General features: G+C 48.6%; 7 protein-coding genes and 1 pseudogene. 5 read left to right on the top strand and 3 right to left on the bottom strand.

Annotated features, from left to right (window positions below; genetic code table 11):
- Positions 1 to 866: 866 nt before the first annotated feature.
- From ACO6S1_RS15335 to ACO6S1_RS15345, 3 genes are all read left to right on the top strand, one after another.
- Entirely contained in the window at positions 867 to 1,142 is a 276-nt protein-coding gene (locus ACO6S1_RS15335) for a hypothetical protein (protein ID WP_422343447.1), read from the top strand.
- On the top strand, positions 1,139 to 1,972 hold the full coding sequence (locus ACO6S1_RS15340) for a helix-turn-helix domain-containing protein (protein ID WP_082896516.1): 834 nt from the start codon (positions 1,139 to 1,141) through the stop codon (positions 1,970 to 1,972). The genes ACO6S1_RS15335 and ACO6S1_RS15340 overlap by 4 nt, the downstream gene beginning before the upstream one ends.
- A 236-nt stretch (positions 1,973 to 2,208) precedes the next feature.
- Complete coding sequence (locus ACO6S1_RS15345; RefSeq protein ID WP_422343448.1) at positions 2,209 to 4,695, top strand: TonB-dependent receptor; 2,487 nt, start codon at positions 2,209 to 2,211, stop codon at positions 4,693 to 4,695.
- Positions 4,696 to 5,021: 326 nt separating this feature from the next.
- Here ACO6S1_RS15345 and ACO6S1_RS15350 read toward each other — a convergent pair.
- Positions 5,022 to 5,399, bottom strand: a pseudogene (locus ACO6S1_RS15350) (conjugal transfer protein TraG N-terminal domain-containing protein); the annotation flags it as partial.
- 302 nt (positions 5,400 to 5,701) lie between these two features.
- On the bottom strand, positions 5,702 to 8,581 hold the full coding sequence (locus tag ACO6S1_RS15355) for a TonB-dependent receptor (protein WP_422346208.1): 2,880 nt from the start codon (positions 8,579 to 8,581) through the stop codon (positions 5,702 to 5,704).
- Positions 8,582 to 8,761: 180 nt separating this feature from the next.
- Between ACO6S1_RS15355 and ACO6S1_RS15360 the strand changes: the two genes are divergently transcribed.
- Both ACO6S1_RS15360 and ACO6S1_RS15365 read left to right on the top strand, forming a co-directional pair.
- On the top strand, positions 8,762 to 9,163 hold the full coding sequence (locus tag ACO6S1_RS15360; protein ID WP_422343449.1) for a MarR family winged helix-turn-helix transcriptional regulator: 402 nt from the start codon (positions 8,762 to 8,764) through the stop codon (positions 9,161 to 9,163).
- A 297-nt stretch (positions 9,164 to 9,460) separates the two neighbouring features.
- The gene (locus ACO6S1_RS15365; protein ID WP_066740702.1) at positions 9,461 to 9,709 is read left to right on the top strand and encodes a Fic family protein; all 249 of its coding nucleotides are present in this window, start codon (positions 9,461 to 9,463) and stop codon (positions 9,707 to 9,709) included.
- Between the two features lie 249 nt (positions 9,710 to 9,958).
- Here the strand turns inward: ACO6S1_RS15365 and ACO6S1_RS15370 are convergent, their stop codons facing one another.
- Complete coding sequence (locus ACO6S1_RS15370) at positions 9,959 to 12,682, bottom strand: TonB-dependent receptor (protein ID WP_066740704.1); 2,724 nt, start codon at positions 12,680 to 12,682, stop codon at positions 9,959 to 9,961.
- Positions 12,683 to 12,830 lie beyond the last annotated feature (148 nt).

Here is a 12,830-nt window from a genome sequence, read left to right on the forward strand (position 1 = left end):
CGATCCACTGGCGGACCTTGCGGCAGTTTGCGCAGAGCCAAAGCTCGAGCATGCCTCTTCCCCATAGCGCGAAAATTTGACCCGCGGCCAACACATCCTCTCGACCTTAGGCGGCACGATGGAGGTCTGGATCAAGTTGTATTCTCAATAGTAGATATGCATGGAATTGATGGTCGAGATCACCGGGCTCGGCCGCCCCTGAGGTCGGCGCTTAGCCGCTCGAACGTCGGATATTGGGACGCAATGCAGCCATATAAAATCAGTTTTTTGCATACCAAGCGAAACACTGGATGAGGGCAGATTATGCAGTGTCGGCGATGCCAGAATCAACGATTTACTACCCAGCTGACGGCGCTACTTTTGGGCGAAATACTTATACAGAACCTTACACAAAATTGGCTTGGCTAGAAATTTACAACATATTATCATATGGTTATGGCTGGATTGTCCCACTTGAAAGGCTGAGTATTTAAGGAGAAACGGGACTAAAATATTTTCGGATTGCATTTAAAAACAATAACTTCATGAAATATGCAGGGCGATTTGACATATACGCGCCCAACAATGTGTAAATCGAAGTTGGGCGCAGCTAAGATGGTCACGTCATGCCGCGGCGCACCGCTCCAGTTACGGGATGGGATATGAACTCATCGAGCACCTTCGTCCAAGCTTAGCGGGTTTGCCCACCGCGATATGCGACCAACACTGAAAATCCGGTTTTTGGTCCAGTGTTGCTTGCTGTGATCGTCAAGCCGTTGTGACCGGTGATGATGTTTTTATCATAATTTATGCCGGCTTCATTAGCTGTAAAGCGATAGATAGTAAATATCTTTATGGTATGCATTTTTTATGGTATGGAAATCACCATGATGGATGAAGCAGCCACAATGAGTTCCAAATTGCGCGACGGATTTATCAATGAGACCGACGTGTCTCGCAGATACTTCTGCGTCCAAAAGCAATGGATATTATTCCGCAACTTCGGAGGGAAGCCCAAAGCCATTTATGAGATTATGTTTAACCGTATTTCCAATGCAAATTCAGCGCTCACAGACAGTGTGATGGAGAAAATGGCCAATAATCTGAAGAAATATGGCGCATGTGAATTCGCAGAGTTTAACTTATCAGGGGCCGGAACATGAACAGTCAGATGCCAGAAAATAGTAGATTAGAAGGAGCCTTAAGTCTCGACGAATTATTGGAACAAGTCACAATTAGTCGGGTTGAGGATATTCGTACTGCAGCAGAAAATTTAAATAGGATTGCTACTGTACGAGGTATGCGCGTTGCACTTCATGATGACATTGCCTCCCAAAAACCGATGACCGACGCCAACGGAAATTCTTTGAATGGCCAAGTTTTTAAATGGGCGACTTCTGGACAGTGGTGGGATCACCCGCGTTTTGGGTCATTCTCTCCAATTATGCGTGCATGCCTCTGCACCAACGAACCTTTCTGGTGCAATGCACAGGGAATTTATGGTTATCAGAAAAACAAGAATCTGGACCGCATAGATGCCACTGCTTGTTTTTCTGCTGAAGAATGCAATATGCGCACTTTGATCATAGTGCCAGTTCACTTGCCATTTGGCCAGGTTTCGGCAAATGTATTTCCCCTTGTCGATGCAACATTGGACAATCTAACCGAAAATTTTGAGCAATACGGTTTACTTTTGGGGACTCTAACGAGGCGCTTTATCTCTAACTATGTATCGGTCAAATCTAATTCAGATCGGATTTCACCTGAATGCACTCTTTCAAATCGCGAAGTAGAGTGTTTAATACTTGTAGCCGTGGGTAAAACAGATACCGAAATCGGGGCCACGCTTTTGCTTTGCCGCTCGACTATCCGATTTCACATTAGAAATGCGGCAGCAAAATTAGGAACCGGCAACCGCACCCAAACCGCCGTAATAGCAGCTCAACTGGGCTATCTCGGCGCGAACGGCGGATACACGATTAGTGATGGTTAAACTGTTGATACAACTATGCTCCACATTTCATTCTGCCATAACTAAGCGATGTTTGTGCCTTTGTGATCACAGGCCACCATTTTTTTCTATATTTCTGACCAATTGGTCAGTTGATTTGGATAGTTGAACACATTCCTATTGAACATAAAATTATGTCTTTCGGATAGCGAAAAATCGCAATCCAAAAAGAAAAAGTGCTCGGTGTATTTTTTGCCGGCATCATTGGGGAGAGAGATATGAACTACCATTCGCTACACAATCAAAGTGCCTTCGCGACAAAATCGATTAGGGGCCTGTTGTTGGGGACAACCGTCACGTTGACTTTGGGAGGCTTCTCCGCACCAGCATTCGCTCAGGACGAGGTGGAAGAAGGCGATGCCAACGTAATCATCGTAACGGCGCGTAAGCAAAATGAAACGCTTCAGGAAACGCCGGTTACGGTGACGTCTATTGGCGGGGCAACGCTTGATAAATTTCAGGTCAATGAAGTTGCGGATGTCGTAAGCCGCATTCCGGCCTTAAACGTCCAGGTTGGCGGTTCCGGCGCCGGTGGTCAGATCAGTTTGCGCGGCGTAGGTACAACTAATATTTCTGCGGCATTCGACTCTGCAGTTGCGTTTGATTTTGATGGTGTATCGATTAGCACGATGCGTCTGGTGCAGGCATCTTTTTTTGATGTTGAACAAATTGACGTCCTTAAAGGTCCGCAATCTTTATTCTTCGGTAAAAGCGCTTCGGCCGGCGTTTTCTCTGTGCGGTCTGCCAATCCGACGGCGGACTGGGAAGTTGGCGGTAAAGCGTCTTATGAGTTTGAAGAAGAAGGCTATACCGTAGGTGGCTATATTTCCGGCCCCGTCACCGACACCTTGGGCATCCGGGTTGCCGCACAATATCAAGATATCGATAAATATGTTGAGCTAGAGGCAGGGACGCCTTCTGTTTTTGCCGATTCAGGTAAAGGTCTGAAGAATTTTGTTGGCCGGGTTACTTTGCAATGGGATCCGACAGATAGATTTTCGGCAAACCTGAAGCTCAATTACAACCACAATGAAGGTGATAGCCTGCTAGGGCACTCCGACATTGATTGCGGCGCCAACGGTGTTGCAGATGATGTTTTCTTGGCTCTACCGGGTGTTTCAATTGCCTCAAATGCAACGTGCGACATCCAGGATGGGCTATATCCCCATCCAGATGGCCATCCGGATTTACAAGTCATTGCTCCGGGTACAACCGGTGCGGATCGCTACAGGGGGCAATCCTATAACGAAACAGATACGATCTTTGTTCGTCTGGCGATGGACCTTGAACTCAGTGACACCCTGACCTTGTCGTCCGTCAGCGGTTATCTCGACCTTGAAAATGAACATCTCGACCATTTTAATTATGTCGGCATTTTACCCAATGGTGACCCGGGCGGTTTGCCGGCGCCATTTTCTGACGCGCTGCAGCAATATACACAAGAAATTCGTCTAACCAGCGACTTTGATGGTATGTTCAATTTCATGATCGGCGGCTTTTGGGAAAGTAGAAACCAGCCTTTGCAGACATCCCAAAACGCATTTATTGGTTCTTTCATATTCCCGGATTCTCGCGGGATTACCTATGATTGGGTTGCAGATCGTTCGACAAAAAGTGAAGCTCTGTCATTTTTTGGGAGTGTGAGTTTAGATCTTACCGATCAGCTAGAGCTGTCAGGCGGCGTGCGCTGGACGGATGAACAAAAGACCCACAGAACATCATTCCCCGTTCTCCATAATGCCCTATCATTTCTAAATGGTGTTGTTGGCGGCATTGGATTTGTGGTCCCGGAAGGATTCCAAACCGGTCCGATCAAATTTTCTGACAGCAATATTTCGCCAGAGGTCACGTTAAAATATCAGGCGACTCCCGATCTTAATTTATATGCTTCTTACAAAACCGGTTTTAAATCCGGGGGCGTTGACAACAGCATTTTGCCAACGGCATCTTTGCAATTTGTTAGCCCTGGTTTTGGGACGGATGCGGAACGTCAGGCGGCTTTGGACTCGATAGTCTATAACTCGGAAACGGCCAAAGGTGGCGAAATCGGAGTGAAGGCGATATTTGCCAACGGCGCGTTCCGACTCAATACAGCCGCATTTTACTTTGTCTTTGATGATCTGCAGGTCCAAAATTTCGACGGCGCGGCCGTTCGCTTTCTGACCATCAATGCTGGCGAATTAACGACCCAAGGTTTTGATGTTGATTGGTCGTGGCGCACTCCCGTCGAAGGCCTGAATTTCTCAGGTGCATTGGGGTATACGGATGCCAAATTCACAGACACGTTCATATCTCAGGATCCCGATGGTATTCCCGGTAATGCTGATGATGTTGATCTGGATGGTCGCGCCGCGGCGCGCGCACCAAAATGGTCGGGTAACGTCGCATTTGATTGGACCGTCCCGGTGGGAGATTCCATCGAGTTTGGGCTGAACGGAAATGCTGCCTACAGCTCCTCCTATTTTGCTGGCAATAACAATTTCACCGATTTTGTTCAGGACAGCTATGTGACTTTTGATGCTGCTGTGTCGATCGGCGCTCCAGATGGAAAGTGGAAATTGTCGCTTATCGGTGTCAATCTAACCGATGAGATCTGGGCCAATACCGCCGGTGATCGGCCATTTCTGCCTGCCGGTGGTGATGACCGAAACATAACTCAAAATCGAGGTCGTCAAGTGTTTGTCGAAGCTGCGTTCAAGTTCTGATCAGCGCTCTCCCGTTGATCAATATGGACCGGGGCAACTGGGGAGTTGTTCCGGTCTTTTTTTTAAAGTAAAAATACTGCGTTTCGCAAATTATCCAATATCAAGGATTGGACGGATCAGCCGCGAAAATGGCAGGTTGTGATATTTGACAATCCTACAATCAAATCCACGACCAAGCGCAAGCCTTATATTGTGCCTACAAAGCCTGGTAATATTGTTTCAGCAATTCACACATCGCCAAAATAGTTGAGCATCAATCTGGGATGTAATTATACCCTATTCGGCGCGATCGAGCCTTGTGCAAAATATTTTGAGAAAACAGTCTAATGTTCGATAATGCTGTTACCCAGCGACACATCGCCGGTGCTGACTTCACGTGCGGCCTCTTCTGCGGCATTTTATGATGAATTGAGGTAAGAAGTGGCTTACCCGGAAATCGCAAGCGAGCCTCTTGCAGTACCGCTAGTAAGAAAGGAAATAGAGGCAACAAGATAACCGGCCACAACACCGATATCATTATTCACGTCAAGCATACCCAAGAAATTTGCCAGACTAAGGCCGGTCCCACCGGCTGTTCCGCCAACATCAGACGCTCCTTTTAACATCAAAATCATGTGCAATATAACAAACAATGGCCCCCATGCGGCGAGACAGAAGAAGCCTGTTATATAACCTCGCGGCGCCGTTAGTCCGGTTTTTGGCAATGAATTCCTTATATCAAAAATTAGTGGTGCTTTCATCACCGCACTCGCCTTTAGTCACAATCCAAGTATTTTAGTCTGTTCGAAAGTATCGCTGCATCTAGAGGCGAACGTTTTCTATTACCCGTTGGGCGCTTGACTTGGGGTTTGAACGTTTGTTTCACATCTTCGTTTTTTCTTCACTAGGACGTAAAACAAACACTCCTCAAATCTGAGCCCGAAATTTGTGCTTTAGGCGCTGATAAAGCAAAGGATACAAGATTTTGAACTTTTGCGAGACCGCACTTTACTTTGCAACAAAATAGCTAGAAGCTCGCGCCCACTGCAACCCCGTATCTACGTGGGTCAAGGGTGTAGATGTTGGTGAAATTGCCTGAGGATGCATCCGTTACATAAAGTCCGGTCACCGAATTGCTATCGAAGATATTTTGTACAAATCCCCTAACGAACCATCGCTCGTCCGAACTGTTGAGCTGCAAGACCGCATTGGCTTGAACAAATGGTTCTATTCGGTTGATCCGGCCGTTGAATATATTGCCATATTGCACCCCTGTTAAAGCAACATCGAGTCGTGGAACGAGTGTCATACCACTATCAAACTGAGCGGTATATTGAACGCCCACTGAGGCCTTTAGTTCAGGTGCCTGCGGAAGTTTATTGCCATTGATATTAATTTCTACACCGGGACTTAGGACCGTGATCCCGCTGTTTGCGGGAACGGCACCTGTGAGTACATCGCAAATGCTGAAAGCTCCACTCGACGGAATATTTCCATCTGCGGGAAATTCCTCGGGCGCCCGAAGACCAAGCCCTCCATTAACCACTGCGACAAACGCATCAGCGGCTCCGGGGACAGGCCCGGTAACTGCACAGTTCGAGCCATTGCTAATGTCTTTAATGATGACAGCATCAGGATCACCTCCGCCAGGGTCGCGTGGGTTGGAAAAAAACTGGTCGCCGGCAACTTCAGCGTTCAGATAACTAAACGTCAAGTTTATCAGCCAGTCCGGGTCCGGGCGAATGACGGATTCCAGTTCCACACCCCAGATATTGGCATCGACCGTATCGTTTACAGATGTCCGGGCGACGATCCGGCTGAGCTGCAACCCGCTGTATTTGTAATAAAATGCGGTAGCGTTCAGCTGCAGTTTACCATTCGCAAAGACGTTCTTCGATCCGATCTCGAAAGCATCGACCGTTTCCGAACCGAAGCTCTCAGCCACGTTGAAGATCGGGGTCAGAGGAGGGTTTATTCCCCCTGACTTGTACCCCCTCGAATACGATGCATAAACCGTATTGTCCGGAGTAATTGCAAAGTCCAAGACTGCGCGGCCGGTTATTTCATCAAAACCCACTCCCCGGAACTGAGTAAGCTGATTGCCATCCACTCCCGGATCGGCATCGTATGTCCCCACAAATGGTGAGTCGAATGGATCGCCATCGTTAGAATACGGGTTGAGGAAGCTGGCAAAAGTGGTCCGCGCTCTCACATCTTTCTTGTCATCATTGTAGCGTAATCCCCCTGTGAAAGTCAGCCGGTCGGAAATGTCGAAATAGACCTCACCGAAAATTCCGAAGCTTTCCAGGTTCGATTCGATGGAATTGTTCCGGTACATGGAAGTGGCCAGATAGGAAGGTGGCAAGCCACCCGATAACGACCCGAAGGAGCCCAGTATCGCGCTGGCGTAATCCAGCGCGAAGGAGTTCACATAATAGCTGTTATCTGTTGTCTTCGACTTCGCATAGATACCACCGAGCAGGAAGTTGAACGGTCCGTCGAAATCGCTTGCGAGGAGAAGCTCACCGCTCCAGGATTCGCGCGTCTCAGAGGATCTGTCGAATGACAGGGGTGTGTCGCCGCAAACCGAATTCCCCTCGAAAGCGCCCCTATTGCCCTCGTCATTATCAGAGGTGCACAGCACACCCTGTGGCCCATTGGGGATAAGAGCGTCGACGATTGGAGAAAAATAGGCAGACGAACCGGGGATGAACGCAGGCGCAGGCGGTGCCAGACCCGTAGGTAATCCGTTCGCACCGAAAAATGCAAGCGTATTGAGCGCCGTAGCAAAATCGGTTCGGTTCTGGATTCCAAGAAAGTAATCCTGCCGCGAATCCACTTCGGTATCCTGATACAGTCCAGTTGCCGTCAGCTTCATCGCACCGAAGCGCTGTTCGATACGCGCCTGAAGCTGTAGCTCATCAGCAAAATACAATGGTGTATAAGCCGTGTTTACCGTTCTGACATCGTCTGGTTTATCGAAACCGGAAAAGGCGTCCGGGCCATACAGGCTACCAAGACCAAGTTCAGCCGGAATACCTTGGATCGCGAGAAATTCTGATGACGCAAGTACACCGCCAAGGGTGGAATTGGCGTTGGTGATGTCGAAATCCCGCCGATTGTTCAGGCAGCCGAGGACGCCCAATGGATCGCGTTGGCAAGCCTGCTTCTGATTTCGCAGGCGGGTATCCTTTTCGTGGAAGTAATACCCCATGAGATCGATAGTCGTATCGGACCCTGGCTCGAAACGCAGCGAACCGCGCACCGCATAAAGATCGCGGTCATCAACGTCGGAATCATCGAAAAGGTTAGTCGTGTAGCCATCCCGTTTGATATAGATGCCCGACACTCTGGCACCGATCGTATCGCCAATCGGGACATTGATCATTCCCCTGGTCTCGATACTATTGAAATTTCCGTATTCAAATTCCGCAGATGCACCAAAATCGGAAAGGTCCGGTTTGGCGGTCACTATGTTTACAACGCCGGATGTTGCGTTTCTTCCGAATAGCGTACCTTGAGGACCACGCAGAACCTCGACCCGTTCCAGATCGAAAAATTCGGTTTCGAACAGCCTGGTTCCGAATAATGGCGATCCATTGACGTGGATGGCTGTCGCCGAATCACAGGTAACCCCCACGCAAAGGTCGCCGATACCGCGGATGGTAAACGTCGACGCGGTGAAGTTGCCTTTGGCGAAGGATACATTGGGCAAAGTCAGCTGCAGATCGGCTGCGTTTTCGATCTGCTGGCTTTCGAGCGCCTTGGCGTCGAAAGCGCTGACCGCGATTGGCACTTCCTGCAAGCTTTGCGCCTGACGCTGTGCTGTCACGATTATGACATTGCCACTGGCGCCTCGCTCTTCGGTTTCCGCTTTCTGAGCGTTCGAAACCTGCGGCGACACCATCAACGCTGCACCCGTCAGCCAATATGCTTTCTTTCGCACTCTCGCCTCTCCCTTAATTAATTTTTCTTGACAGAGTATCCTTTACGAACGTTCGTAGAGCCTTTTATGCTTTTGGTAAAGAACTTTATATTATATTAAATTTACGATATGGTTGCTATCATGCCACCCGGAACAGTTACAATGAGTGCCAACGCGCAAGACGGCTTCTTAAATGATACCGATGAATTTGGGTTTTTGCTGGAGGAAGTGCCGCGCGTTCTGCGTAGAACATTGGCATATTTGATCAAGACCGAGGGAATGGCCCAAACTGAGCTGGCAAATTGCCTTGAACAAGCACGCGCTACTATCGTATTGACGATTAATCATCTCGAAAAACTGGAAATTGTCGAACGTCGGTCAGCAGAAGGAGGCCAACGTGTCTGGCGGATATTTCTGCGTCCAAAGGCGATCGAGATTATCGCGGAACTTCGGAAAGAAGCCGAAGTCGTTTACCAGAAAATGTTACAAGGCATTTCCAAGGCAGATCTGGCTACCATACGAATCGCGCTGGAAAAAATGGTTGGGAATGCACGGGTATGTTGAACACATCACAATCCCAAATCTAACTGTTTCTGATCCTTTTCTCCCATAGGATCAGCTGGAGCGAGTGGCTTGGGCCACTCGCTTCCTTTTTTTGTATAAACCAGTTATTGACGTTGCTAGCGATCGACTCCTAAAACCATCCATCATCATTTTTTCAGGATGTGTATGAATGGGCCGGGCAATCTCGCAAGATAAGAACGGCTAAAGGCGGTAATTGGTGCTGGTACCCGGAATATATCGACAGCTAGATGGTAAAAATCTTGGCGGAGCTGGCCGCTGAAGAGCATCTATCGACAATTGCAGATATTTGAAGCCTTCGCTGACCGTGCGAGCTACCATATTGCGGAAATTAATGCTATCCATCCCTTCCGTGAAGGTAATGGCCGTTGCCAGCCCACGCTTTTAAATATTCTTATTGAAGTAAACGAATATGAGATGGATGAAAATATGCTGGGGCCGGAGCAATTTAATGATGCTATGATTGCCAGTTTCGACAAGCAAACTGATCAACTAACCAGCGCAATACTGATAATAATCAAAACCTAAATATGTGAATAATTTAATATAATCTTTGTTATCTACCTTTCTACCACGGCATAGAACTACGGCCCGTGCTCTTTTTCAATGAGCCCACACGTGCAATAAAAACACCTTATAGGTAAAGTGGCACCAACTCATAATCAATGTAGAAAGGCGCTGGTAGCAAGCTGTTCTGGATGCACCAATAAATAAAAAAGCGCGCGATCCATTTGATAGAACCGCGCGCTTTATTCGCATTATGATTGGTGACGTGCTTTAGAAGCGGCCGCGCAATGTGATGCCATAGGTCCTAGGCTCAGCAAGGAAGGCCGAGTAGGTCTGCTGCGATGCGACAAACGGCGTGTTGAACGCAACTTGCGTGTAATTAACGTCAAACAGGTTTTGTGCCCAGCCTTCGATGGCCCACATGTCGTCCGGACCACGGACACCAATACGGGCGTTCACCAGCGTGAACCCGTCCTGCTCTTTACCAAATAGCAGATCCGAACCGGTGTTATAATCACTGGTTGTACGTGCGTTCAGGTAAAACAAGCCGGTAAGTCCGCTGTTGCCAAGTTCTGGCGTATATGAAAGTGATGCCGTAGCGGTCAATTCAGGAGCGTTGGACAGATTGTCGCCAGGAAGCAGACGCAGCGCCGGATCGAGCGGAGCACCAGTATCACGGCCCACCAGATCATTTTCATAGCTGGTATCCGTATATGTCAGGCCCATTGTGATGTTAACATCACTGATAGGATTGAGCGACGCTTCCAGTTCGACACCCTGTGCCACAACGCCATATTTGACATTGTCGGGATTACAAGCACCCGTCGTGACATCAGCGTCAAGATCCGCACCGCCCAAGTCATCACTACAGGCGTTGATATTTTGGACCAGAAAAACCGATCCGTTGAATGTATTGAGCTGAAAACTGTCAAATTGCTGGCGGAAGGCGGATACGCTCAGCGAAAATTCCCGGGTCGAGTATTTTGCTCCGATTTCAAATGCGTCCACTGTTTCCTGATCAAATTGCAGGTTGGCGGTGTCGCCTACCGCTGCCGGGTTAACCAGTGTCGAACTGGTCAACGCAGACCGATCAAGGTTGAAGCCGCCGGCCTTGTAACCGCGCGAATAGCTAGCATAGAGAAGCAGGTCATCGATTGGTTTGTAAGACAGGATGGCCGTGCCAGTAAATTCATTCTCGCTTCGGCTATCAGTCAAGGTAACGCCATCCAGTTCCGAAGTGGAATTGCCCTGACAGGAAAGGCCGATCAGTCCGCCTGCCAATGGGGCAAGACCAGCATTTGCAAGCAACGGCGTAAGCAATGCGCGCTGGGTTGGACAAATCGTATTGTCATTAGTGAAAGCAGCTCTGAAATCCTTGGTTTCATTGGTGTAACGCAGACCCAAGGTAAGATCGAGCTTATCAGTGATATGGAAGATATTGTGGGTGAAAAAAGCGAAATTCTCACTTGTCTGATTATAAGTATCAACAATACTGCCCCGATCATTAATCTGTGCCAGATTATCCAGACCAGCAAAAATCAACGGTGTAGCGGCACCAAATGCACCTGCGCCGCCATTTGCTGCCTGCAATGCAGCCCTACCGCCAGCACTCAAGCAACCCGTGCTGCCTGGTGACGCAAGCGCAGGATTAACCGCATTGACGATACGGCATGGAGCGAAAGCTCCATATTGCGAACCAAAGCGCAGATTGTCACGTACCTCCAGCTTTTCGTTAGCGTAGAAGCCGCCAATCAGCCAGTCCAACTTGTCGTCGAAAGCAGAACCCTGTAGCCGTAATTCTTGTGTAAATGTTCTAAACTCCCGAGCGCCGGCATTTTCATTCGGTGCACGATAAAGAATGTCCACTTGGGTATAATCCGTATCAGAACCCTGAAAGTTTGAATATTCACGATATCCAGTAATGGAGGTCAGATTGACCGAACCGAGTTCCGCATTGACTTCGATCGAAGCGCCATAATCCTCTGTCTCTCCGGCATAGGAGCGACCCGGAGTAACATAGATATCCCTGTTAAACGTGCTCTGATTCAGTGCGTTGGGGTTTTGACCCAGACCCAAAAGTACAGGAATAATTGGGTTGGCCGGGTCAGTTAAAGCCGGTGCACCTGGTTGCGGACGGGAGAACGGGTCGAGCGCTGGGCCCACACGTGCGAGCTGTGCGAATTCAGGTTGCACAAAAGTGGCTGCGCAGCAGGACTCGTCCTTCTTCGAATAATCTCCGATCAGACGGACGTTAAGCGTATCGCTAGGTTCAAATAACAGCTGAGCGCGCACAAGATAGCGATCCTTATTATTGACGTCGGTATCGTTGACGACATCATTATAGAAACCATCGCGCTTCAAATAAACGCCATCGATACGCCCCGCAATATTATCAGTCAGCGGTGCGTTAATACCGCCTTCCAAACGAATTTGATCGTAATTACCATAAGTGGCCGCGCCATATCCCGAAAAAGTGAATTCCGGCGCCGCAGTGGAAATACTTATCAGGCCTGCAGAAGAGTTTCGACCACCAAGCGTACCCTGCGGACCACGTAAGACTTCAATTCGATCAATCGGGCCAAGCTCACTAAGCGCATTACCGCTACGAGAGCGATAAACTCCATCGATGAAAACCGCTACCGAGCTTTCTAACCCAGGATTGTCACCAACGGTACCAATACCGCGAATACGGGCGGAACCATTGGCTTCGGTGCCAGTGGAGGATACCAACAATGATGGCGCAAGCTGGGACAGTTCACGAATGTCGCTTGTCCCGCTCTGTTGCAATTGTTCTGCACCAATGGCTGAAACCGCAATAGGAACATCAGCCAAAGCCTGCGTCCGGCCCTGTGCCGTCACTACAATCACGTTATCGTCAAAGCCGCTCTCTTGCGTTTGCTCGTCTTCATTGGGTTGGGACTGTGCGTAGACGGGGGCAGTGGTAACTGCTGCAAGCGCGAAGCCGCAAGCAGACAGTTTTAAACCTAATTTCATAATATACTCTCCTGATAAAACATATTTTTTCTTGCCGTTATAGTAGCGTGAACCTTCGCATTTGAAAATTAAATCGCATGATATTGTGCGGGTTTTCTGCAAAGTGTGACTTTTTTGTTAGTTAATTTTCGCGTTTGGTAGGGTGTAA

It is taken from the genome of Parasphingorhabdus sp., assembly GCF_965233695.1.
Taxonomy (GTDB): Bacteria; Pseudomonadota; Alphaproteobacteria; order Sphingomonadales; family Sphingomonadaceae; genus Parasphingorhabdus.

Excerpts from the sequence above, each read along its gene's own strand:
- ACO6S1_RS15335 (WP_422343447.1), top strand. The coding sequence starts at position 867 with ATGATGGATGAAGCAGCCACAATGAGTTCCAAATTGCGCGACGGATTT.
- ACO6S1_RS15340 (WP_082896516.1), top strand. The coding sequence starts at position 1,139 with ATGAACAGTCAGATGCCAGAAAATAGTAGATTAGAAGGAGCCTTAAGT.
- ACO6S1_RS15345 (WP_422343448.1), top strand. The coding sequence starts at position 2,209 with ATGAACTACCATTCGCTACACAATCAAAGTGCCTTCGCGACAAAATCG.
- ACO6S1_RS15355 (WP_422346208.1), bottom strand. The coding sequence starts at position 8,581 with ATGGTGTCGCCGCAGGTTTCGAACGCTCAGAAAGCGGAAACCGAAGAG.
- ACO6S1_RS15360 (WP_422343449.1), top strand. The coding sequence starts at position 8,762 with ATGAGTGCCAACGCGCAAGACGGCTTCTTAAATGATACCGATGAATTT.
- ACO6S1_RS15370 (WP_066740704.1), bottom strand. The coding sequence starts at position 12,682 with ATGAAATTAGGTTTAAAACTGTCTGCTTGCGGCTTCGCGCTTGCAGCA.